The organism is Pseudomonas lini (genome assembly GCF_001042905.1).
Lineage (GTDB): Bacteria > Pseudomonadota > Gammaproteobacteria > Pseudomonadales > Pseudomonadaceae > Aquipseudomonas > Aquipseudomonas lini.
The window spans coordinates 136754-159995 of sequence record NZ_JYLB01000008.1 but is presented as its reverse complement, the minus strand read 5'-3'; the positions used below and the strand labels follow the sequence as shown (position 1 = coordinate 159995).

The 23242-nt window shown below is 60.2% G+C and carries 22 protein-coding genes; 14 read left to right on the top strand and 8 right to left on the bottom strand.

Annotated features, from left to right (window positions below; translation table 11 throughout):
- Nucleotides 1–85 precede the first annotated feature (85 nt).
- Genes gatB through gatC form a run of 3 tightly spaced genes read right to left on the bottom strand, consistent with a single transcriptional unit; the run spans nucleotide 86 to nucleotide 3297 of the window.
- Entirely contained in the window at nucleotides 86–1531 is a 1446-nt protein-coding gene (gene gatB, locus TU81_RS22755; RefSeq protein ID WP_048396576.1) for an Asp-tRNA(Asn)/Glu-tRNA(Gln) amidotransferase subunit GatB, read from the bottom strand.
- Nucleotides 1532–1541: 10 nt separating this feature from the next.
- Nucleotides 1542–2993, bottom strand: a complete 1452-nt coding sequence (gene gatA / locus TU81_RS22750; RefSeq protein WP_038978954.1) for an Asp-tRNA(Asn)/Glu-tRNA(Gln) amidotransferase subunit GatA — start codon at nucleotides 2991–2993, stop codon at nucleotides 1542–1544.
- Between the two features lie 16 nt (nucleotides 2994–3009).
- Nucleotides 3010–3297, bottom strand: a complete 288-nt coding sequence (gene gatC, locus TU81_RS22745; protein WP_007901429.1) for an Asp-tRNA(Asn)/Glu-tRNA(Gln) amidotransferase subunit GatC — start codon at nucleotides 3295–3297, stop codon at nucleotides 3010–3012.
- A 210-nt stretch (nucleotides 3298–3507) separates the two neighbouring features.
- Between gatC and mreB the strand changes: the two genes are divergently transcribed.
- The 8 genes from mreB to tldD all read left to right on the top strand — a co-directional run bounded on the left by mreB (nucleotide 3508) and on the right by tldD (nucleotide 14893).
- Entirely contained in the window at nucleotides 3508–4545 is a 1038-nt protein-coding gene (gene mreB / locus TU81_RS22740; RefSeq protein ID WP_002555108.1) for a rod shape-determining protein MreB, read from the top strand.
- Between the two features lie 143 nt (nucleotides 4546–4688).
- Nucleotides 4689–5837, top strand: coding sequence for a rod shape-determining protein MreC (mreC, locus tag TU81_RS22735; RefSeq protein ID WP_082157868.1), 1149 nt, complete (start codon nucleotides 4689–4691; stop codon nucleotides 5835–5837).
- Nucleotides 5837–6328: a rod shape-determining protein MreD gene (gene mreD / locus TU81_RS22730; protein WP_038978956.1), complete on the top strand. Its 492-nt coding sequence runs from the start codon at nucleotides 5837–5839 to the stop codon at nucleotides 6326–6328. Before mreC ends, mreD begins: the two co-directional genes overlap by 1 nt.
- 89 nt (nucleotides 6329–6417) lie before the next feature.
- On the top strand, nucleotides 6418–7014 hold the full coding sequence (locus TU81_RS22725) for a Maf family protein (protein ID WP_038978957.1): 597 nt from the start codon (nucleotides 6418–6420) through the stop codon (nucleotides 7012–7014).
- A 57-nt stretch (nucleotides 7015–7071) separates the two neighbouring features.
- Complete coding sequence (gene rng / locus TU81_RS22720; protein WP_008067330.1) at nucleotides 7072–8529, top strand: ribonuclease G; 1458 nt, start codon at nucleotides 7072–7074, stop codon at nucleotides 8527–8529.
- Nucleotides 8530–8604: 75 nt separating this feature from the next.
- Nucleotides 8605–12408: a YhdP family protein gene (locus TU81_RS22715; RefSeq protein ID WP_048396572.1), complete on the top strand. Its 3804-nt coding sequence runs from the start codon at nucleotides 8605–8607 to the stop codon at nucleotides 12406–12408.
- Nucleotides 12409–12583: 175 nt separating this feature from the next.
- Nucleotides 12584–13438, top strand: coding sequence for a carbon-nitrogen hydrolase family protein (locus TU81_RS22710; RefSeq protein ID WP_048396570.1), 855 nt, complete (start codon nucleotides 12584–12586; stop codon nucleotides 13436–13438).
- Between the two features lie 12 nt (nucleotides 13439–13450).
- The gene (gene tldD / locus TU81_RS22705; RefSeq protein ID WP_038978960.1) at nucleotides 13451–14893 is read left to right on the top strand and encodes a metalloprotease TldD; all 1443 of its coding nucleotides are present in this window, start codon (nucleotides 13451–13453) and stop codon (nucleotides 14891–14893) included.
- Nucleotides 14894–14944: 51 nt separating this feature from the next.
- Here tldD and yjgA read toward each other — a convergent pair whose 3' ends face one another.
- Entirely contained in the window at nucleotides 14945–15469 is a 525-nt protein-coding gene (gene yjgA, locus TU81_RS22700) for a ribosome biogenesis factor YjgA (RefSeq protein WP_007901505.1), read from the bottom strand.
- A gap of 108 nt (nucleotides 15470–15577) precedes the next feature.
- Here yjgA and pmbA point away from each other — a divergent pair, with 108 nt between their 5' ends.
- The 6 genes from pmbA (at nucleotide 15578) to TU81_RS22670 (ending at nucleotide 21175) form a co-directional block, all read left to right on the top strand.
- The gene (pmbA, locus tag TU81_RS22695; RefSeq protein WP_038978961.1) at nucleotides 15578–16924 is read left to right on the top strand and encodes a metalloprotease PmbA; all 1347 of its coding nucleotides are present in this window, start codon (nucleotides 15578–15580) and stop codon (nucleotides 16922–16924) included.
- A 215-nt stretch (nucleotides 16925–17139) separates the two neighbouring features.
- Nucleotides 17140–17535 carry a hypothetical protein gene (locus tag TU81_RS22690; protein WP_038978962.1) on the top strand — a complete coding sequence of 132 codons (396 nt, stop codon included), beginning with the start codon at nucleotides 17140–17142 and terminating at the stop codon, nucleotides 17533–17535.
- On the top strand, nucleotides 17528–18904 hold the full coding sequence (locus TU81_RS22685; RefSeq protein ID WP_048396568.1) for a class II fumarate hydratase: 1377 nt from the start codon (nucleotides 17528–17530) through the stop codon (nucleotides 18902–18904). Before TU81_RS22690 ends, TU81_RS22685 begins: the two co-directional genes overlap by 8 nt.
- Before the next feature lie 27 nt (nucleotides 18905–18931).
- Nucleotides 18932–19372: a hypothetical protein gene (locus tag TU81_RS22680; protein ID WP_038978964.1), complete on the top strand. Its 441-nt coding sequence runs from the start codon at nucleotides 18932–18934 to the stop codon at nucleotides 19370–19372.
- 1 nt (nucleotide 19373) lies between these two features.
- Complete coding sequence (locus TU81_RS22675; protein WP_038978965.1) at nucleotides 19374–19985, top strand: superoxide dismutase; 612 nt, start codon at nucleotides 19374–19376, stop codon at nucleotides 19983–19985.
- Nucleotides 19986–20281: 296 nt separating this feature from the next.
- Nucleotides 20282–21175 carry a ZIP family metal transporter gene (locus tag TU81_RS22670; protein ID WP_038978966.1) on the top strand — a complete coding sequence of 298 codons (894 nt, stop codon included), beginning with the start codon at nucleotides 20282–20284 and terminating at the stop codon, nucleotides 21173–21175.
- Nucleotides 21176–21274: 99 nt separating this feature from the next.
- Here TU81_RS22670 and TU81_RS22665 read toward each other — a convergent pair whose 3' ends face one another.
- From TU81_RS22665 to hpf, 4 genes are read right to left on the bottom strand one after another with little or no spacing between them, the layout of a single operon-like run.
- Nucleotides 21275–21550, bottom strand: a complete 276-nt coding sequence (locus tag TU81_RS22665; protein ID WP_030128014.1) for an HPr family phosphocarrier protein — start codon at nucleotides 21548–21550, stop codon at nucleotides 21275–21277.
- A 15-nt stretch (nucleotides 21551–21565) separates the two neighbouring features.
- Nucleotides 21566–22423 (bottom strand): RNase adapter RapZ, encoded by an 858-nt coding sequence (gene rapZ, locus TU81_RS22660; RefSeq protein WP_008008622.1) that lies wholly within the window; start codon nucleotides 22421–22423, stop codon nucleotides 21566–21568.
- Nucleotides 22424–22425: 2 nt separating this feature from the next.
- Nucleotides 22426–22890, bottom strand: coding sequence for a PTS IIA-like nitrogen regulatory protein PtsN (ptsN, locus tag TU81_RS22655; protein WP_007901530.1), 465 nt, complete (start codon nucleotides 22888–22890; stop codon nucleotides 22426–22428).
- Nucleotides 22891–22902: 12 nt separating this feature from the next.
- On the bottom strand, nucleotides 22903–23211 hold the full coding sequence (hpf, locus tag TU81_RS22650; protein ID WP_003178005.1) for a ribosome hibernation-promoting factor, HPF/YfiA family: 309 nt from the start codon (nucleotides 23209–23211) through the stop codon (nucleotides 22903–22905).
- Nucleotides 23212–23242: the final 31 nt, after the last annotated feature.

The window sequence follows — 23242 nt, the reverse complement described above, 5'->3', positions numbered from 1 at the left end:
CTTGTATTGAGTGCCGAACAGCATTCGCGAGCAAGCCCGCTCCCACAGGGAATGGAGCCAGGTTTGAATGCTGGCTCCATTCTCATCAGCCTTCGAGCTTGCTTTTAAGCAGTTCGTTGACCTGTTGCGGGTTGGCCTTGCCTTTGGAGGCTTTCATGGCCTGGCCGACGAAGAAGCCGAACATCTTGCCGCGTTTGGCTTCGTCTGCCGCGCGGTATTGTTCGACCTGCTCGGCGTTGGCCGCGAGCATTTCGTCCAGCACCGCCGAGATCGCGCCGGTGTCGGTTACTTGCTTGAGGCCGCGCTTGTCGATGATCTCGTCCGCGCTGCCTTCGCCGTTGGCCATGGCTTCAAAGACCACTTTGGCAATCTTGCCGGAGATGGTGTTGTCCTTGATGCGTAGCAGCATGCCGCCCAGTTGCTCGGCCGAAACCGGCGACTGGTCGATGTCCAGGCCTTGCTTGTTCAACAGGCTGCCCAGTTCAACCATCACCCAGTTGGCCGCCAGTTTGGCGTCGCCGCCGATGCTCGCGACTTTCTCGAAGTAATCGGCTTGCTCGCGGCTGGTGGCCAGGACGCTGGCGTCGTAGACCGATAGACCGAACTGTTCCTGGAAACGCTCGCGCTTCTGCGGTGGCAGTTCCGGCAGGGTGGCGCGCACGTCGTTGAGGAACGAGTCCTCGATGACCACCGGCAGCAGGTCCGGATCGGGGAAGTAACGGTAGTCGTTGGCTTCCTCTTTGCTGCGCATCGGACGGGTTTCGTCTTTGTTCGGATCGTACAGACGGGTCTGCTGGATCACCTTGCCGCCGTCTTCGATCAGCTCGATCTGACGCTGCACTTCGGTGTTGATTGCCTTCTCGATGAAGCGGAACGAGTTGACGTTCTTGATCTCGCAGCGCGTACCGAACTCAACCTGGCCCTTTGGACGGATCGACACGTTGCAGTCGCAACGCAGCGAACCTTCGGCCATGTTGCCGTCGCAGATGCCGAGGTAACGCACCAGCGCATGGATCGTTTTGACGTAGGCCACGGCTTCCTTGGCGCTGCGCATGTCCGGCTCGGAAACGATTTCCAGCAGCGGCGTACCGGCACGGTTCAGGTCGATGCCGGTGGCACCGTTGAACTCTTCGTGCAGGCTTTTGCCGGCGTCTTCTTCCAGGTGCGCACGGGTCACGCCGACACGTTTGATCGTGCCGTCTTCCATGGCGATGTCCAGGTGGCCCTTGCCGACGATCGGCAATTCCATCTGGCTGATCTGGTAGCCCTTGGGCAGGTCCGGGTAGAAATAGTTTTTACGGGCGAACACGTTGTGCTGACCGATCTCGGCATCGATGGCCAGGCCGAACATCACCGCCATGCGCACCGCTTCCTGGTTCAGCACCGGCAATACGCCGGGCATGCCGAGGTCTACCAGGCTGGCCTGGGTGTTCGGCTCGGAACCGAAGGTGGTGGAACTACCGGAAAAGATTTTCGACCGGGTGGTGAGCTGGGTATGAATCTCCAGCCCGATCACGACTTCCCATTGCATGTGTTTCTCCTCAGAAGCCGGTTGGGGTGCGGGTGTGCCAGTCAGTGTTTAACTGATACTGATGGGCAACGTTCAACAGGCGGCCTTCCTGGAAATACGGAGCGAGTAACTGCACGCCGACCGGCAGCCCATCGACAAAACCTGCTGGCATGGACAAGCCCGGCAGACCGGCGAGGTTGGCGGTGATGGTGTAGACGTCTTCCAGGTACGCAGCGACCGGGTCGCTGTTCTTGGCGCCGAGCTTCCAGGCCGGGTTCGGCGTGGTTGGGCCGAGGATGATGTCGACCTCATTAAAGGCAGCCATGAAGTCGTTCTTGATCAGGCGACGGATTTTCTGCGCCTTCAGGTAGTAGGCGTCGTAGTAACCGGCCGACAGCGCGTAGGCACCGACCATGATCCGGCGCTGCACTTCCGGGCCGAAACCTTCGCCACGGGAACGCTTGTACAGGTCTTCCAGGTTTTTCGGGTCTTCGCAGCGATAGCCGAAACGCACGCCGTCGAAACGCGACAGGTTGGAAGACGCTTCCGCCGGGGCGATCACGTAGTACGCAGGGATGGCGTGCTGCATGTTCGGCAGGCTGATTTCCTTGACCACGGCGCCGAGCTTTTTCAGCTCTTCAACGCTGGCCATGACCAGGTCGGCGATACGTGGGTCCAGACCGGCGCTGAAGTATTCCTTCGGCACGCCGATGCGCAGGCCTTGCAGCGAACCGTTGAGGCCGGCGCTGTAATCAGGCACGGGCTCATCGATGCTGGTGGAGTCCTGCGGGTCGAAACCGGCCATGCCTTGCAGCAGGATCGCGCAGTCTTCGGCGGTGCGGGCCAATGGGCCACCCTGATCGAGGCTGGACGCGTAGGCGATCATGCCCCAGCGCGAAACGCGACCGTACGTCGGTTTCAGGCCGGTGAGGTTGGTCAGCGCGGCGGGCTGACGAATCGAACCGCCAGTGTCGGTGCCCGTCGCCGCTGGCAACAGACGAGCGGCAACCGCAGCAGCCGAACCGCCAGACGAGCCGCCCGGAACGTGTTCCAGGTTCCACGGGTTTTTCACCGCGCCGTAGTAGCTCGACTCGTTGGCCGACCCCATGGCGAATTCGTCCATGTTGGTCTTGCCCAGGGTCACGGCCCCGGCAGCAGCCAGTTTGGCGACCACGGTGGCGTCGTACGGTGCTTTGAAGTTGTCGAGCATCTTCGAGCCGCAGCTGGTGCGGATGCCCTGGGTGCAGAACAGGTCTTTGTGGGCGATAGGCGCGCCGAGCAGGGCGCCGCTCTCACCATTGGCCCGACGAGCGTCAGCGGCTTTCGCCTGCTGGAGCGCCAGGTCTTCGGTGAGGCTGATGAAACTGTTGAGCTGCGGGTCGAGCTGGGCGATACGCGCCAGCAGGACTTTGGTCAGCTCTTCGGAAGAAAACTTTTTATCGGCGAGTCCGCGGGCGATCTCGGCCAGAGTCAATTGATGCATTGCAGGCTCTTTCCCTTTAGTCGATGACTTTCGGAACCAGATACAGGCCGTTTTCGACCGCTGGTGCGATGGACTGATAGGCCTCGCGATGATTGGTTTCGGTCACGACGTCTGCACGCAGGCGCTGGCTGGCTTCCAGTGGGTGGGCCAGCGGCTCGATACCGTCGGTATTGACCGCTTGCATTTCGTCGACCAGCCCGAGAATGCTGTTCAGGGCCGAAGTGATGTGTGGAAGATCGGCATCATTGAGGCCAAGGCAGGCCAAATGAGCGATTTTTTCCACGTCGGAGCGTTCAAGCGCCATGGGATTCTCCAGTGGAAAACAAAACGGACCGCGTCCGTGTGTTAGATTGTCGGAACACTACCGCATATCTACGGTCTCAGGGCCGCGATTGTGGTGCTTGGTGCACAGAAAAGCGGCCAATTTAACATATTGGCGCCTTGCCCAAAATCCCTGTCGTTGTTAGAGTTTGCCGCACTTTTTTACCCACGCGTTGCCTAGGGTCCCTTTCCCATGTTCAAGAAACTGCGTGGCATGTTTTCCAGCGATCTTTCCATTGACCTGGGCACTGCCAACACCCTTATTTACGTGCGCGAGCGCGGTATCGTCCTGAATGAGCCCTCCGTTGTGGCTATTCGGACACACGGTAACCAGAAAAGTGTCGTTGCTGTCGGCACCGAGGCCAAGCGCATGCTCGGCCGTACGCCGGGCAACATTGCTGCCATTCGTCCGATGAAGGACGGTGTGATCGCCGACTTCAGCGTCTGCGAAAAAATGCTGCAGTACTTTATCAACAAGGTTCACGAAAACAGCTTTCTGCAGCCTAGCCCTCGTGTGCTGATCTGCGTTCCATGCAAATCGACCCAGGTTGAGCGTCGTGCCATCCGTGAATCGGCCCTTGGTGCCGGTGCCCGTGAAGTATTCCTGATCGAAGAGCCGATGGCTGCTGCGATCGGTGCTGGCCTGCCGGTTGAAGAGGCTCGCGGTTCGATGGTTGTCGATATCGGTGGCGGTACCACTGAAATCGCGCTGATCTCCCTCAACGGTGTGGTTTATGCCGAATCCGTACGGGTTGGCGGCGACCGCTTCGACGAAGCGATCATCACCTATGTGCGTCGCAACTACGGCAGCCTGATCGGCGAATCCACCGCCGAGCGTATCAAACAGGAAATCGGTACGGCCTACCCGGGCGGCGAAGTTCGTGAAGTCGATGTTCGCGGCCGTAACCTGGCCGAAGGCGTTCCACGCGCATTCACCCTGAACTCCAATGAAGTGCTGGAAGCTCTGCAAGAGTCCCTGGCCACCATCGTTCAGGCTGTGAAAAGTGCATTGGAGCAATCGCCTCCGGAGCTGGCGTCGGATATCGCCGAACGTGGCCTGGTACTGACCGGTGGTGGCGCCTTGCTGCGCGACCTCGACAAGTTACTGGCCCAGGAAACCGGTCTGCCGGTGATCGTCGCCGAAGACCCGCTGACCTGCGTTGCTCGCGGCGGTGGTCGTGCATTGGAAATGATGGATAAACACACCATGGATCTGCTTTCCAGCGAATAAGTCGCCGGATCGCCTCTATGCTGTTGAGCGCACAGGCAGCACTTTGCAGTGCTGCCTGTTGGCGTTTATCTTCTGTCAGTCTGCATCCAGGCCGGTTTGATGCCGTATGAATAAAGAGAACATTTGCCTGGGAGGAGCGGCTTATTAAACCGCTTTTCACCAAAGGCCCCTCACTGGGCGTGCGCTTGTTGGTGCTGGCCGTGCTATCGGTCGCGCTGATGGTGGTCGATGCCCGCTTCACACTGCTCAAGCCAGTGCGTAGCCAAATGTCGCTGGTGCTGATGCAGTCTTACTGGATCACCGATCTACCGCAGCGGCTATGGCAAGGTGTGGCCAGCCAATTCGGCAGCCGGACCGAACTGGTCGCCGAAAACGAAAAACTCAAAACCGAAAACCTGCTGTTGCAGGGGCGCATGCAAAAGCTGGCCGCCCTCACCGAGCAGAACGTTCGGCTGCGCGAGTTGCTCAACTCTTCCGCGCTGGTCAACGAAAAGGTCGAAGTGGCCGAGTTGATCGGCATGGACCCCAACCCCTTTACCCATCGCATCATCATCAATAAAGGTGAGCGCGACGGCGTGGTCCTCGGTCAGCCGGTGCTCGATGCCCGCGGCCTGATGGGGCAGGTGGTGGAGTTGATGCCGTACACCTCTCGCGTACTGTTGCTGACTGACACCACCCACAGCATCCCAGTGCAGGTGAACCGTAACGGTCTGCGGGCGATTGCCAGCGGCACCGGCAACCCGGAACGCCTTGAGCTGCGGCATGTGGCTGATACCGCCGACATTAAGGAAGGCGATCTGCTGGTCAGCTCCGGTCTTGGCCAGCGTTTCCCTGCGGGTTACCCGGTGGCGACGGTCAAGGAAGTGATTCACGATTCCGGTCAGCCATTTGCCATCGTTCGTGCGGTGCCGACCGCCGCGTTGAACCGCAGCCGTTATCTGCTGTTGGTGTTCAGTGATGGCCGCACGCCTGAGGAACGCGCCAACGAAGCCGCCCAGGCTCAGGAAGCGCTAGACCAGCACGGCGGTGGGCCGATCATTCCAGCAACCGTGCCCAAACCTGCCGTGTCGGTGATACCGGCTGCGGTCGCTGCTCCGGCTGTTCCGGCCGCTGCGCCTGCTGTCGCACCTGCTGCCGCGACCCCGGCAAAACCGGCCGCTGCCCATGCTGCCAGCAAGCCACCCGCGTCGGCACCAGCCGCCGCCAAACCACCGGCGGCTCAGCCCGCTGCCGTGAAGCCTGCTGCCAAACCGCCTGTCTCCGCGCCGGCTACCACTGGGGGAAGAGAATAATGGGCGGTGCAACTTCCTCCCGAAACGGCTGGATGGTCTGGTTGACCTTCGCCATTGGCATGCTGCTCAGCGTTTCGCCATTGCCGCAGTTCATGGAAATCCTGCGTCCTCTGTGGCTGGCCTTGCTGTTGGCCTTCTGGGCGTTGGCCCTGCCGCAGAAAGTCGGCATGGTGACCGCCTGGTGCCTGGGGCTGGCCGAAGACGTGCTGTATGGCACGTTGCTGGGCCAGAACGCGTTGATCCTCACGCTCATTACCTTCCTGGTGCTGTCGCTGCAACAGCGCCTGCGCATGTTCCCGATGTGGCAACAGAGCCTGGTGATCCTGGTGATCTTCGGCCTCGCCCAACTGGTTCAGTTGTGGCTGAGCGCCCTGACCGGCAATCGTCAGCCGACCCTCGCGCTGGTGTTGCCGGCACTGGTCAGCGCGTTGCTCTGGCCATGGATCAGCTACGGTTTGCGCGGTTTGCGTCGACGCTACAAAATCAATTAATTCGGTCAGGCATGTGCTCGCGCCGGTGCCCTGTCTCGCCAAAAAGGAACAGTATTTGTGAGACAGGGCACTAGCAGGGAGATGTCTTGATGAAGCAGCTGTACCTCGCCTCAGGCTCGCCGCGTCGGCGTGAACTGCTCACGCAGATCGGCGTGTCGTTCTCCGTCATCAGCGCGGACATCGATGAAACCCCTTTACCTGAAGAATGCCCATCGGCCTATGTCGAGCGTCTGGCGCGCGGCAAGGCCGAGGCCGGGCACGGGACGGTCGTGTCCGACGCCGATTTCTGCGTGCTGGGTGCCGACACCGCCGTAGTGCTGGACGGGAAAATTCTCGGCAAGCCGGTGGACGAAGCCGACGCATGCGCCATGCTTATGCTGTTGTCCGGGCGCGAACATGAAGTGCTGACAGCGATTGCGGTGCGCGATGGCGAGCGCTGCGAGTCTTTGGTGGTGCGCAGCCTGGTGCGTTTTCGCAATATCGACCGCGACGAAGCGGCGGCCTACTGGGCCAGCGGCGAACCTCGGGACAAGGCTGGCGGCTACGGGATTCAAGGGCTGGGCGCGGTGTTCGTCGCCGGGCTCAACGGCAGTTATTCGGCGGTGGTCGGATTGCCGCTGTGCGAAACCTGCGAGCTGCTCGGCCATTTCGGCATACCCTGTTGGCAAACCCTTAACGCGCGCTGAGCGTCGTACTGACAAGATGCGGCCATTATCGTGAACATGCCTGAACGAGACCCTGCCATGAGTGAAGAGATCCTGATCAACATCACGCCGATGGAATCGCGCGTGGCGGTGGTCGAAAACGGTGTCCTGCAAGAGGTCCACGTCGAGCGCACGCAAAAGCGCGGGATCGTCGGCAACATCTATAAAGGCAAGGTCGTGCGGGTATTGCCGGGCATGCAGGCGGCCTTCGTCGATATCGGGCTGGATCGCGCAGCGTTCATTCATGCCTCGGAGATTTCCCTTCGCGAAGGCCCGACGGTGGAAAGCATCAGCGCGCTGGTTCATGAAGGTCAAAGCCTGGTGGTGCAAGTCACCAAGGACCCGATCGGCTCCAAAGGCGCACGCCTTACCACGCAACTGTCGATTCCGTCGCGCTATCTGGTGTACATGCCGCGCACCGCCCACGTTGGTATTTCCCTGAAGATCGAGGACGAAGCCGAGCGTGAACGCCTCAAGCAAGTGGTCACCGACTGCGTGGCCAAAGAAGGCATCAAGGAAGCCGGCGGTTTTATTCTGCGCACTGCTGCCGAAGGGGCCGGGGCCGATGAAATCCTCATGGACATCCGCTACCTGCGCAGGCTCTGGGACCAGATCAACGAACAGATCAAGACCATCAGCGCGCCGAGTGTGATCTACGAAGACCTCGGCCTCGCGCTGCGTACCTTGCGCGATCTGGTGAGCCCGAAGATCGAGAAGATCCGCATCGATTCGCGGGAAACTTTCCAGAAAACCACGCAGTTCGTCGCCGAACTGATGCCGGAAATCGCCGACCGTCTGGAGCATTACCCAGGTGAACGGCCGATCTTCGACTTATATGGCGTCGAAGACGAAATCCAGAAAGCCCTGGAACGCAAGGTGCCGCTCAAATCCGGCGGTTATCTGGTGGTCGATCCGGCGGAAGCCATGAGCACCATCGACGTCAATACCGGGGCCTTCGTCGGTCATCGCAACCTCGAAGAAACCATCTTCAAGACCAACCTCGAAGCCGCCACCGCCATTGCCCGTCAGCTGCGCCTGCGTAACCTGGGCGGGATCATCATCATCGACTTCATCGATATGGAAGATGAAGAGCATCAGCGTCAGGTGTTGCGCACGCTCGAGAAGCAACTGGAACGCGATCACGCCAAGACCAACATCATCGGCATCACCGAGTTGGGCCTGGTACAGATGACCCGCAAGCGCACCCGCGAAAGTCTTGAGCAAGTGCTGTGCGAACCGTGCAGCAGCTGCCAGGGTCGCGGCAAACTCAAGACTCCGGAAACCGTGTGCTACGAGATCTTCCGCGAAATCCTGCGTGAGGCCCGGGCTTATCAGGCCGAAGGCTACCGGGTGCTGGCGAATCAGAAAGTGGTCGACCGTTTGCTCGACGAAGAGTCGGGCAACGTCGCCGAGCTCGAAGGCTTTATCGGACGCACTATTCGGTTCCAGGTGGAAACCATGTATTCCCAGGAACAATACGACGTGGTGTTGCTCTGAATCGTTGTGTTTCAACTCCACTAGAACGGCTGGCCTCAGCTTTTTGCAGTATTTTTGCCATGGGAGCCAACTGACATGGACCGTCTGACACGCATTTTGGCCGCACTGACCCGCTGGGGTCTGGGCCTGTGTGCGTTGGTTTTGGTGCTGATGGCGCTGTTTGTCAGCCTCGGCCGGGAGCTGACGCCGCTGGTGGCCGAGTACCGTGCCGACGTCGAAGACAACGCCAGCGTTGCCTTGGGCATGCCCCTGCAGATCGGCAAGCTGGAAGGCAACTGGAGCGGCCTCGCTCCGGTTCTGCTGGCCCATGACGTGATGGTCGGCGAGGGTTCCAATGCCTTGCGCCTGGATCAGGTGCGCGCGGTGCCGGATCTCTGGGCCAGCCTGCTGGCGCGCGAAGTGCGCATCGCACACCTGGAACTCAACGGCCTGAAGATCAGCCTCAAGGAAGGCGAAGACGGTCATTGGGCGCTGGAAGGGTTGCCGGTGCAGCAAGACCAGCCGCTGGACCCGGAGCAGTTGCTCAATCGCATGCAGAGGGTCCAGCAGCTGTCGGTACTCGACAGCCAGATCACCTTGCAGCCGCTGGGGGAGTCGCCGCTGACCCTGACGTACGTCGGCCTGAATCTGAAAACCGGTCCATCCCGCCAGCGGCTCGATGCCCGTTTGACCCTGCCCGACGGCCAGCCGGTGGCGATGAGCCTGCGCACCCGTTTGCACGCTGCTCAATGGAAGGACGGCGAAGCGGACGCTTACCTGAGCCTGCCGCAGAGTGATTGGTCGAAATGGTTGCCCGAGCGCCTGACCCAGCAATGGAACTTCTCCGAGATCAAGGCCGGTGGCGAGCTCTGGGTGAACTGGAGCAAGGGCACCCTGCAACGCGCCGCGATTCGTTTGAACGCGCCGCAACTCAAGGGCGCCTATGCCGAGCGCAATCCGATCCAGATCAACAATCTGGCGCTCAACGGGTATTTCCAGCGCAGTTCCACAGGCGTTCTGGTGACCCTGGATTCTCTGGCGATGAGCCTGGGTGACACCCGCTGGGAATCGAAACTGCAATTTCAACAAACTGCCGCGACAGACAAGGTGCCAGAGCTCTTGCATCTGCAAGCCGACCGTCTCGATCTCACACCGCTCACTCCGCTGCTGAACGCACTGGGCCCACTGCCCGAAGGTGTCGCCACGGCGGTCGAGCGGCTCAAGGTCACCGGAGTTTTGCGCAACGTGCTGATCGACTTCCGCCCAGCCGCTACCGATGACAGCAAATTCAGCTTTGCCGCCAATCTGGAAAAGGTCGGCTTCGACGCTTATCGCGGTGCACCAGCGGTGCGAAATGTCAGTGGCAGCATCAGCGGCGATCTCGGGCAAGGTGAGCTGCGCATGGACAGCAAGGATTTCTCCCTGCACCTGGACCCGATTTTCGCCAAGCCATGGCAATACATTCAGGCCAATGCCCGGTTGACCTGGAAACTCGACAAAGAACGTTTCACCCTGATCTCGCCGTACCTGAAGGTGCTGGGCGAGGAGGGCAAGATTGCCGGCGACTTCCTGATCCGCCTGCATTTCGATCACACCCAGGAAGACTACATGGACCTGCGGGTCGGCCTGGTCGACGGCGACGGTCGCTACACCGCCAAATACCTGCCAACGGTTCTCAGCCCGGGCCTGGACGAATGGCTGCGCACCGCGATTCTCAAAGGCGCGGTGGATGAAGGTTTCTTCCAGTACCAGGGTTCGCTCAACCACGGCGCCGCCGAAACGGCTCGCAGCATCAGCCTGTTTTTCAAGGTCCACGATGCCGAGCTGGCGTTTCAGCCGGGCTGGCCGCATGTCAGCAAGGTCAGCGGCGATGTGTTCATCGAAGACAGCGGTGTGCGGATTCTCGCGAGCAAGGGCCAATTGCTCGACACTCAGGTCCGTGATGTCTACGTCAATATTCCCCGTGTGCCCCCTGGGCAGAGCAGTCATCTGTTCCTCGACGGCGCCTTTGATGGCGGGTTGGGCGATGGCCTGAAGATTTTGCAGGAAGCGCCGATCGGCACTGCCGAAACGTTCGCCGGTTGGGAGGGCGAAGGCGAACTGCAAGGCAAGCTCAAGCTCGATATCCCGCTGGTCAAAGGCGAGCAGCCGAAAATCCTCGTCGACTTCAAGACCGCCAAGGCCCGTTTGAAGCTCAGTGAGCCCACCCTGGAACTGACACAACTCAAGGGCGATTTCCGTTTCGACAGCACCAAGGGTCTGAGCGGGCAAAAGATCACGGCGCGAGCCTTCGACAAGCCGGTGACAGCACAGATCTTCGCCGAAGGCAGCCCGGGCAAGCTCAACACTCGGGTTGCCGCATCGGGTGAGGTCGAGGTCAAGAAACTCACCGAATGGCTGAATGTCACTCAGCCATTGCCGGTGACGGGGATGATCCCTTATCAGCTGCAGCTAAACCTTGATGGCGCCGACAGTCAATTGATGGTCAGCTCCAACCTCAAAGGCGTGGCGGTGGATTTGCCGGCGCCGTTCGGCATGGCCGCCGATGTCGGGCGCGATACCGTGTTCCGCATGACCCTGCAAGGAGCCGAGCGCCGTTACTGGGCCACCTATGGTGAACTGGCAAGCTTCACGTTTGCGGCACCGACCGGCGATTTCGCCGACGGTCGCGGCGAGTTGTTTCTCGGTGGCGGCAGTGCGGTGTTGCCTGGCGCCAAAGGTTTGCGCGTGCGTGGCGTACTGTCCGAGCTGGATGTCGCCCCTTGGCAGGATCTGGTGACCAAATATGCTGGCCAGGATCCGGGCGGCAGTGCCAAGCAGTTGCTCAGTGGCGCGGATTTGAAGATTGGCAAGCTCAGCGGTTTTGGCACCACCCTGGATCAGGCGTCGGTGCAGTTGGCGCGCAAACCGGCCGCGTGGGCCCTGCAACTCGATAGTCAGCAGGCCAAGGGCAGCGTCGCAATTCCCGATGCGAAAGCTGCACCGATTGCGGTCAATCTGCAATACGTACGTTTGCCGGCACGAGACCCTACGGCGCTGGCTGACGAGAATTCGCCGGATCCGCTGGCCACGGTGGACCCGACGAAGATCCCGGCGCTGGATGTCACCATCAATCAGCTGTTCCAGGGCCCGGATCTGGTGGGCGCGTGGCACCTGAAAGTTCGACCGACCGCCAAGGGTGTCGCCTTCAATGCCCTTGATCTGGGCCTCAAGGGCATCCTCTTGCGGGGCAGCGGTGGCTGGGAAGGCACGCCGGGTAATTCCGGCAGTTGGTACAAGGGCCGAGTCAGTGGCAGGAACCTTGCCGACGTGCTCAAGGGCTGGGGGTTTGCGCCGAGCGTCACCAGTGAAGAGTTTCATATGGATGTCGACGGTCGCTGGCCTGGGTCACCGGCGTGGCTGGCGACCAAGCGCTTCTCCGGCAGTCTTGATGCGTCACTCAATAAAGGTCAGTTTGTTGAAGTCGAGGGCAGCGCTCAGGCGCTGCGGGTATTTGGTCTGCTCAACTTCAACTCCATCGGCCGCCGCTTGCGCCTGGACTTTTCCGACCTGTTCGGCAAAGGCTTGAGCTATGACCGGGTCAAAGGCCTGCTGGTCGCCAGTAACGGGGTCTACGTGACCCGTGAACCGATTCTGCTGACCGGTCCGTCGAGCAATGTGGAGCTCAACGGCACACTGGACCTGGTGGGTGATCAGGTCGATGCCAAGTTGTTGGTGACTTTACCGGTGACTAACAACCTGCCGATTGCCGCGCTGATCGTCGGTGCACCGGCCGTCGGCGGGGCGCTGTTCCTGATCGATAAGCTGATCGGTGACCGCGTGGCGCGCTTTGCCAGCGTCAAATACACCGTCAAAGGCCCATGGAAAGAACCGAAAATCACCTTCGACAAGCCTTTTTGAAAAGCCATCCTGCGCACCTATGGAGTAGCATGTTTTTATGCGGCGCCGCTTACCCCTGTAGGAGCTGTCGCAGGCTGCGATCTTTTGACTTTAAAAATCAAGGTCAAAAGATCGCAGCCTCGTTTCACTCTGCAGCTCCTACAGGTATGCGTAGATTTCACATAGGGAATAGGCCATGTCTGTAGCGGTGATTCAAATGGTCAGCCAGAGCGACGTGCTGGCCAATCTGGCCCAGGCCCGTCGTCTGCTTGAGCAGGCGGCGACCGGTGGCGCGCGGCTTGCCGTGCTGCCGGAAAATTTCGCTGCCATGGGCCGTCGCGACATTGCCGACATCGGCCGCGCCGAAGCCTTGGGCGAAGGCCCGATCCTGCCATGGTTGAAACACACCTCCCGCGACCTCAAGTTATGGATAGTGGCCGGCACATTGCCGTTGCCGCCGGTGGATCAACCGACGGCCAAAGTGCATGCATGCTCGTTGCTGGTCGATGACCAGGGTGAAACCGTGGCGCGGTACGACAAGCTGCATCTGTTCGACGTAGACGTGGCGGACAATCGCGGGCGTTATCGCGAATCCGATGACTATGCTTTTGGCAGTGGTGTGGTGGTTGCCGACACGCCCGTCGGTCGAGTCGGTCTGACCGTCTGTTACGACTTAAGATTTCCGGAGCTCTACAGTGAATTGCGTGCGGCCGGCGCGGAGTTGATTACCGCGCCGTCGGCCTTTACCGCGGTGACCGGCGCGGCTCATTGGGACGTGCTGATTCGCGCGCGGGCCATCGAGACTCAGTGTTACATGCTCGCGGCCGCCCAGGGTGGGACGCATCCGGGGCCACGAGAAACCTTTGGTCATGCCGCCATCGTTGACCCATGGGGGCGGGTGCTGGCACAACAGGATCAGGGCGAGGCCGTGCTGCTGGCCGAACGCGACAGCAGCGAACAGGCGTCCATCAGGGCGCGGATGCCGGTGTCCACTCACCGGCGCTTTTTCTCGCAGGGCGCTCAGCGACCTGCATCAGAACGACGAATTTAAGGCGTAAAGCATATGAGCGAGTTGTTGTCCTCCGTCAGTGAACACCTCCTGGCGCCCGGCGGCGTAACGATCGAGAGCCTGCAAGGTGTGCTCGGCGATCTGGCCGGCCCGGGCATCGATGCCGCCGACCTGTATTTCCAGGGGCAGATTTCCGAGTCCTGGGCACTGGAAGACGGGATCGTCAAGGAAGGCAGCTTCAATCTCGACCAGGGTGTCGGCGTGCGTGCGCAATCGGGTGAGAAAACCGGTTTTGCCTACAGCAATGCCATTACCCTCGAAGCCCTCGGCGCCGCAGCCCGTGCGGCACGTTCGATCTCCCGCGCTGGGCAGAACGGCACGGTGCAAGCCTTCACGACTCAGGATGTCGCCCAGTTGTACGGGCCGGATAACCCGCTGGAAGTGATGAGTCGTGCCGAAAAAGTCGAGCTGCTCAAGCGTATCGATGTGGCGACTCGTGCCCTGGACCCGCGTATCCAGCAAGTCACCGTGAGCATGGCCGGAGTCTGGGAACGGATCTTGATTGCTTCCACCGACGGCGGCCTGGCGGCGGATGTGCGGCCGCTGGTGCGTTTTAACGTCAGCGTGATCGTCGAGCAAAATGGCCGTCGTGAGCGCGGTGGTCATGGCGGTGGCGGTCGCACCGATTACCGCTATTTCCTCAGCGATGACCGCGCCATGGGCTATGCCCGCGAAGCGTTGCGTCAGGCGCTGGTGAATCTGGAAGCGATTCCGGCCCCGGCCGGTACGTTGCCGGTGGTGTTGGGCTCGGGTTGGTCCGGCGTGTTGCTGCACGAAGCCGTCGGCCATGGCCTGGAAGGCGATTTCAACCGCAAGGGCAGTTCGGCCTACAGCGGGCGCATGGGCGAGATGGTTGCTTCGAAGCTCTGCACCATCGTCGATGACGGCACCCTTGCCGGGCGTCGTGGTTCGCTGAGCGTCGACGACGAAGGCACGCCGACCGAGTGCACCACACTGATCGAAAACGGCGTGCTCAAAGGTTATATGCAGGACAAGCTCAATGCGCGCCTGATGGGCGTAGCCCGCACCGGCAACGGTCGTCGCGAATCCTACGCGCACTTGCCGATGCCGCGCATGACCAACACCTACATGCTGGCTGGCGAAAGCGACCCGGCGGAAATCATCGCCTCGGTGAAAAAGGGCATCTACTGCGCGAACCTCGGCGGCGGTCAGGTGGACATCACCAGCGGCAAGTTCGTGTTCTCCACCAGCGAGGCGTACCTGATCGAAGACGGCAAGATTACTGCCCCGGTCAAAGGCGCGACGTTGATCGGCAACGGGCCGGAAGCCATGAGCAAGGTGTCGATGGTCGGTAACGATCTGGCGCTGGACAGCGGTGTGGGAACGTGTGGCAAGGATGGGCAGTCGGTGCCGGTGGGTGTCGGCCAGCCAACGCTGAAAATCGATGCGATCACTGTAGGTGGTACAGGATCGTAAGAAGGGATGGAGCTTCGGGTGAGCCGCTTGGCAACTCACCCGATTCGGGACTTAACGCAGACCGCGTTGAGTCTCGTCCAGCTCACGGATGTACTTGAAGATTTTACGGCTCGAGGCCGGTGGCTTGTTGGTCGCCAGTTCGTGCTGGGCCTGACGGATCAGGGAGCGCAATTGCTGACGATCAGCTTCCGGGTAGTCGAGCACGAACTTCTCCAGGACTGCATCGTCGCCCGCGATCAAGCGATCGCGCCAGCGTTCCAGTCCATGGAAACGTTCGTTGTACTGCCGAGTGGAGGCATCCAGTTGATCGAGCAGAGTCAGAATGGCGTCAGTGTCCTGATCGCGCATCAGTTTGCCGATGAACATAAGGTGCCGTTTACGCGCGATATTCGCGGTGTGCTTCGGCGCATCGGCCAGGGCCCGGCGCATAGCGTCGGTCAACGGCAGTTTTGCCAGCAAGTCAGGCTTGAGCGTTGTAAGGCGCTCGCCGAGGTCAACCAGAGCATGAAGCTCGCGTTTAACCTGGGATTTGCTTTTTTCTCCCGTATCGAGGGAGTCGTCGTAAGAATCAACCATGGTGGCCGTCCGCAAAGAAACGCCGCCATGATAACCAGTCGGGGGCCGCTTGTCCGGCCCGGTCGCTCGAAGGCCCTAGCCGAAAGCAGAATTTGAGTGGAGAACAGCATGAGTGCAGTTGAAAGCGTCGGCCCACAAGCGTTGCCGGCACTGCAAGAACAAGTCGAGCAGATCATCGCTGAAGCCAAGCGCCAGGGCGCCAGTGCCTGTGAAGTGGCCGTGTCGCTGGAGCAGGGCCTGTCGACCACGGTGCGTCAGCGGGAAGTCGAAACCGTTGAGTTCAATCGCGATCAGGGCTTTGGCATCACCTTGTATGTGGGGCAGCGCAAAGGCTCGGCTAGCACCTCGGCCAGTGGTCCGGAAGCAATTCGCGAAACCGTCGCCGCCGCGCTGGCCATTGCCAAGCACACCTCCGAAGACGAAGCCTCGGGCTTGGCGGATGCCGCGTTGATGGCCAAGGATCTGCAGGATTTCGACCTGTTCCATCAATGGGACATTACCCCGGAGCAAGCCATCGAGCAGGCGCTGGCCTGTGAAGCGGCGGCGTTTGCCACCGACAGCCGGATCAAGAATGCCGACGGCACCACCCTCAGCACTCACCAGGGCTGCCGGGTTTACGGCAACAGCCACGGTTTTATCGGTGGTTACGCTTCGACTCGTCACAGCCTCAGCTGCGTGATGATCGCCGAAGCCGATGGCCAGATGCAGCGCGATTACTGGTACGACGTGAACCGTCAGGGCAATTTGCTGGCCTCTGCGGAGAGCATCGGCCAACGTGCCGCGCAACGGGCGGCGAGCCGTCTGGGCGCGCGTCCGGTGCCGACCTGTGAAGTGCCGGTGCTGTTTTCCGCGGAATTGGCCGGTGGTTTGTTCGGCAGTTTCCTGTCGGCGATTTCCGGCGGCAGTCTGTACCGCAAATCGTCGTTCCTCGAAGGCACGCTGGGGCAGAAGCTGTTCCCGGAATGGTTGACCATTGATGAACGTCCACATCTGATGCGCGCCTTGGGCAGTTCGGCCTTCGACGGCGATGGCTTGGCGACCTACGCCAAGCCGTTCGTGGAGAAGGGCGAGTTGGTGTCCTACATACTCGGCACCTACTCCGGCCGCAAGCTGGGCATGCCGAGCACCGCCAACGCCGGCGGCGTGCACAACCTGTTCGTTACCCATGGCGATGAAGATCAGGCCGCCTTGCTGCGCCGTATGGGCCGTGGCCTGCTGGTCACCGAACTGATGGGGCAGGGCCTGAACATGGTCACTGGCGATTACTCCCGTGGCGCGGCGGGTTTCTGGGTCGAGAACGGCGAAATCCAGTTCGCGGTCCAGGAAGTGACCATCGCCGGCAACATGCGCGACATGTTCAAGCAGATCATTGCGGTCGGTAATGACCTGGAATTGCGCAGCAACATTCGCACCGGTTCGGTGTTGATTGAACGAATGACAGTGGCGGGTAGCTAACCTCCGACTGCGGCACCAAAAAGGCGCGCCACCCATGAGGTGGTGCGCCTTTTTTGTGGATCAAAAGATCGCAGCCTTCGGCAGCTCCTACAAGATGCACTCCGAGCCCATGTAGGAGCTGCCGAAGGCTGCGATCTTTTGATCTTTATTTACATGCTTGTTTTGGTTCTCATTATCATCTAATAATAAATCTCATTACCGAATGAGCCCGGATCATGAGTTCTGCCTTGCACGAGCAGCCTTACCTCGAAAGCTGGCGCTGGATGAGTCGCCAGATCCGTTGCGCCATGGACCCTGACGAGCCACGCCTGATCGAACATTATCTGGCTGAAGGCCGGTATCTGGGCTGTTGCACGGCCACCTCACCCTGGACCATCGCCGAAACTTCCTTCCGTTTATTGCTCGACACTGCCGCCGACGTCGCGCTGCCCTGGCACTGGCGCAGCCTGTGTCTCGACCAGGCCTGGCGACCGCTACGCGATCTCGAACGGCAATCACTCTGCGACTGCCGCCTCAAACGTTGGCAAAGCTACGCTTGGCAACTGGCGACTTGCGAGTTGGAACCTTCGATTTCTCTCATAGAACTGGTGCAAGGATCTCCCGATGAGTAACACACGTATCGAACGCGACAGCATGGGCGAACTTCAGGTCCCGGTGGACGCCCTTTACGGCGCGCAAACCCAACGCGCGGTGGATAACTTCCCGATCAGCGGCAAACCGATGCCCGTGCAGTTCATCCGCGCGCTGATTCTGGCCAAGGCTGCTGCCGCCCGAGCCAACGTCGAGCTCAAACAGATCAGCGAATCCCAAGGCAAGGCGATCGTCGATGCGGCTCAAGGCCTGCTCGAAGGCGACTTCATGCAGCACTTCCCGGTGGATATCTTCCAGACCGGTTCCGGCACCAGCTCCAACATGAACGCCAACGAAGTGATCGCCACCCTGGCCAGCCGCTTGCTGGGCGAGCCGGTGAATCCCAACGATCACGTCAATTGCGGCCAAAGCAGCAATGACATCATCCCGACCACCATTCATGTCAGCGCCGCATTGAGCTTGCATGAGCAGTTGCTGCCGGCGCTGGTGCATCTGGTGCAGGTGATCGAGCGCAAGGCCGAGCAGGTTCATCCGTTCGTCAAAACCGGGCGTACTCATTTGATGGACGCCATGCCCGTGCGCATGAGCCAGGTGCTCAATGGTTGGGCGCAACAACTCAAGGCCAATATCGGTCACCTGCAGGATCTGCTGCCTAGCCTGCAATCCCTGGCACAGGGCGGCACGGCGGTGGGCACCGGGATCAATGCCCATCCGGAATTTGCGGCGCGTTTCAGCCAACAACTCAGCCAACTGACCCAAGTGCAGTTCACACCGGGCAAGGACCTGTTTGCGCTGATCGGCTCGCAGGACACGGCGGTCAGCGTTTCAGGGCAGCTCAAGGCCACGGCGGTTTCCTTGATGAAAATCGCCAACGATCTGCGCTGGATGAATTCCGGCCCGTTGGCCGGTCTCGGTGAAATCGAACTCGAAGCCTTGCAGCCGGGCTCGTCGATCATGCCCGGCAAGGTCAACCCGGTGATCCCGGAAGCTACCGCGATGGTCGCTGCTCAAGTGATCGGCAACGACACGGTGATTACCGTCGCCGGTCAGTCGGGCAACTTCGAGCTAAACGTCATGCTGCCGATCATCGCCCAGAACCTGCTGAGCAGTATCGAGTTGCTGGCCAACGCCAGCCGTCTGCTGGGCGACAAGGCTATCGCCAGCTTCAAGGTCAACGAGGCCCGGCTCAAGGAAGCGTTGTCGCGCAATCCGATTCTGGTCACTGCACTCAACCCGATCATTGGTTACCAAAAAGCCGCTGAGATTGCCAAGAAGGCTTATCAGCAGGGCCGACCGGTGATCGACGTCGCCCTGGAACACACCGACCTGACGCGCAGCCAACTGGAAGAATTGCTCAACCCAGAGAAGCTCACCGCAGGCGGCGTGTAATCATTGCTACCGCTTTGGAGGCTCACCATGGAGCACTGGAAACGCACGATCGAAAGGGCCAACCGCCATTTCATGCTGGGCGAACTCGTTGATGCCCGCGAGGCTTATTTGCAGGCATTGGCCTTGGCTCAGGTGTTGTTCGAGCGCTGGGCGGATGCCGACGAAGCGGTGGCGGCTTGCGTGATTTCCCACCATAACCTGGCGGACCTGCACTTGCGCCTGAACCAGCCGGAGGAGAGCGCCGAGTACCTGTGCGCGATCCATCAACGACTGTTGCGGACCATGCAGGACCCGCGACTGGCGCCGGCCTTGCGTGAAGCCGCGCTGCGCCAGAGCAGCAAAACCTATGTCGAGCTGCTGAATTTCATCAGCGATCACGGCGAGTATCCGCGCACCCATCGTTTGTTGCACACCGACACCGCTTCGCCCTCGCATCAGCCTGCGCCCTTACAACATGGAGTTCATTGAAATGGCTTTTACCTTGCCTGCCTTGCCGTACGCCTACGACGCCCTGGAACCGCACATCGATGCGCAGACCATGGAAATTCACTACACCAAACACCACCAGACCTACATCAACAACCTCAACGCTGCAGTCGAAGGCACTGAATTTGCTGAATGGCCGGTGGAAAAACTGGTGGCGGCTGTCCAGCAATTGCCGGAAAAACTTCGCGCGGCGGTGATCAATCAGGGCGGTGGGCATGCCAACCATTCGTTGTTCTGGGAAGTCATGGTGCCCAACGGCGGTGGCCAGCCTGAAGGTGTGCTGGCGAGGGCGATCGACGAACAGCTGGGTGGTCTCGAAAACTTCAAGGAGGCCTTCACCAAAGCCGCGTTGACCCGTTTCGGCAGCGGTTGGGCCTGGTTGAGCGTGACGTCGCAAAAGACCTTGATCGTTGAAAGCAGCGGCAATCAGGACAGCCCATTGATGAACGGCAATACGCCGATTCTCGGCCTGGACGTTTGGGAGCACGCTTATTACCTGCGTTATCAGAACCGCCGTCCGGAATACATCAATGCGTTCTACAACGTGATCAATTGGCCCGAAGTCGCCGCGCGTTATCAGGCTGCGCTGGTTTAGGGGGCGTTCTCAACTAGTTTCCCCTCCGCGCCGGGTCTGCTGTTGTGCAGGGCAAGGCGCGAGAAGCGTGGTTTGGTCATTCCAAATAAGCTTCGAGCAACGCAGCCCTGCACAACAGCAGGCCCGGCCCTTCGGGTTGTGCCTTAAAGCGGGCCAGGCTGCGTTGCAGGCCTTGGAAAGGGAACAACCATTCCCAGCGGCCTGCGCCTTGCCTGGCCCGCTTTAAGGCGACAACGCGGAGGGGGAACTAGTTGAGAACGCCCCCTAAGTCTCTATAAAACAATCCAGGGCTGACTATGGGCACTGAAACACTGGCGGTCGGAAGTGGACGGATGTTTCGTTACGCACTGGGATCGCTGTTACTGCTGGCGGGCATGACGTTATTGGCTGCCCAAGGGCTGAGCTGGCTGGACCTCGAACCGAAACTGCAGCGTGCCCTGCAAGGCGGGGCGATTTGTGCCTTGGGTACAGCTTTGGGCGCGGTGCCGGTGCTGGTGATTCGGCAGATACCTCAGATAGTCAGCGATATATTGCTCGGTTTCGGGGCCGGAGTGATGCTCGCGGCGACGGCGTTTTCGCTGATTGTGCCGGGCATTGCCGCGGCCGAAAACCTCGGCCTGACGCCTTGGGCGGCCAGCGGCCTGATCAGCTTCGGTATCCTGTTGGGCGCATTCGGGTTGTTTCTGGTGGATCGCAAGGTGTCCGGCGCTACGCCTGAAATGCTCGTGGGAACGTTGGCGCGACCGGTGATTCCACCGCGAATCTGGTTGTTTGTGTTTGCCATCATCGCCCACAACATCCCCGAAGGCATGGCGGTCGGCGTCTCGGCCGGCGGTGGCATGCCTGACGCCGACAGCCTGGCCATGGGCATCGCCTTGCAGGATGTGCCGGAAGGGCTGGTGATTGCGTTGGTGTTGGCCGGAGCAGGGATGTCGCGGGTCAAGGCGTTCCTGATCGGTGCTGCGTCAGGATTGGTCGAGCCGGTCTTTGCACTGTTGTGCGCCTGGCTGGTGAGCCTGGCCGAACTACTGTTGCCTTTGGGGCTGGCACTGGCAGCCGGTGCGATGCTGCTGGTGGTGACTCACGAAGTCATCCCTGAATCGCGTCGCCATGGTCACGACAAACTGGCCAGTCTAGGGCTGCTGATCGGGTTTTGTCTGATGATGGTGATGGATACGGCGTTGGCTTGAAAAACAAGATCAAAAGATCGCAGCCTCGTTCCACTCGACAGCTCCTACGCCGATCCTGTAGGAGCTGTCGAGTGGAACGAGGCTGCGATCTTTTGGCTTTTATTCGCCTTCGTCGAAGTAGTTGTTGATCAGCGCCACCAGTGCATCCAGCGCTTCCTGCTCCTGCTCGCCTTCGGTACTCAGGTGGATTTTTGTGCCCTTGCCAGCGGCCAGCATCATCATCGCCATGATGCTTTTACCGTCTACCACGGATTCTGGCGTGCGTCCTACCCTGATCGTGCAATCCTTGAACTGACCGGCGACCCCAACGAATTTTGCAGACGCGCGGGCATGCAGGCCCAGCTTGTTGATGATTTCGATTTCCAGAGCAGGCATCGCGATGTGAATCCTTTAGCTGAGGTCGCGGTGGCGGACCTGGACGTTCTTCAGGGTTTTTTGCAGGACCTGACCCAGACGTTCGGTCAGGTAGACAGAGCGGTGATGCCCGCCGGTGCAGCCAATGGCAATGGTGACATAGGCGCGGTTGCTGGCGGCGAAGCGGGGCAGCCACTTGAGCAGGTAGGAGGAAATGTCCTGGAACATCTCTTCGACGTCAGGCTGTGCCGCCAGGTATTCGGCCACCGGTTGATCGAGCCCGGACTGTGCCCGTAGCTCCGGCTTCCAATAAGGGTTGGGCAGGCAGCGCACGTCGAACACCAGATCGGCGTCCACCGGCATGCCACGCTTGAACCCGAAAGACTCCACCAGGAACGCAGTACCGGGCTCCGGCTGATTCAGCAGGCGCAGCTTGATGGTATCGCGTAGCTGATACAGGTTCAGATTGGTGGTATTGACCTTGAGGTCGGCCAGATCGGCGATAGGCCCCAGCAGATTGGTTTCGTCCTCTATCGCTTCCGCCAGCGAGCGATTGGCGCTGCTCAGCGGGTGACGACGGCGGGTTTCCGAAAAGCGTTTGAGCAAGGTTTCTTCGTCGGCGTCCAGGTACAGCACATCGCACTGGATATGCCGGCTGCGGACCTCTTCCAGCAATTCGGGGAACCGTGACAGGTGGCTTGGCAAGTTACGCGCATCGATGGACACGGCCACCAACGGTTGTGCCAACTCGGTGTGAATCAGCGCGCGTTCGGCCAGTTCCGGCAGCAAGCCGGCAGGCAGGTTGTCGATGCAGTAGTAGCCGTTGTCCTCGAGAACATCGAGGGCGGTGCTTTTACCTGAGCCGGAGCGGCCGCTGACGATGATCAGGCGCATGATTAGTGACCGTTCTGCTCGTCCAGGACAACCTGATACAACGCTTCATTGCTCGGGGCGCTGCGCAGTTTTTCACGCACCTCCTTGCGATCAAGCATGCTGGCGATCTGGCGGAGCAATTCCAGGTGTGCATCGGTGGCGGCTTCCGGGACCAGCAGCACAAACAGCAGGTCAACCGGGGCGCCATCAATGGCGTCGAAATCGATAGGGGCTTCCAGGTGCAGCAGCGCACTGATTGGCGAGGTGCAGCCTTTGAGCCGGCAGTGGGGGATGGCGATGCCGTTGCCGAAACCGGTAGAACCGAGTTTCTCACGGGCAATCAGGGCCTCGAAGACGTCCTGCATTTCCAGATCCGGTACTTCGCGGTGGATAAGGTTGGCAATTTGCTCGAGGGCTTTCTTTTTACTGCCACCCGGCGCGTTCACTTGAGAACGGCCGGGGGTCAGGATGGTTTCTAGTCGGATCATGGATTGGGGGGGTTAACGACCGGTTGCGCCCTGGAGGAGGCTCTGGGTCTTTTCCTTATGCTTTTTGAGTTGGCGATCCAGCTTGTCGGTCAGCAGGTCGATGGCGGCATACATGTCCGTATGCTCGGCATTGGCGACCACTTCTCCGCCGGGAATATGCAGCGTGGCTTCGATCTTCTGCAGCAGTTTTTCGACGTTCATCGTGACTTGTACATTGGTGATCTTGTCGAAATGCCTCTCTAATCGGTCGAGTTTTTCGCCGATATAGGTGCGCAGGGGTTCGGTCACTTCCAGTTGGTGTCCACTGATGTTGACTTGCATACAGCTTCTCCTTCGTTGCCAGTGCATAAAG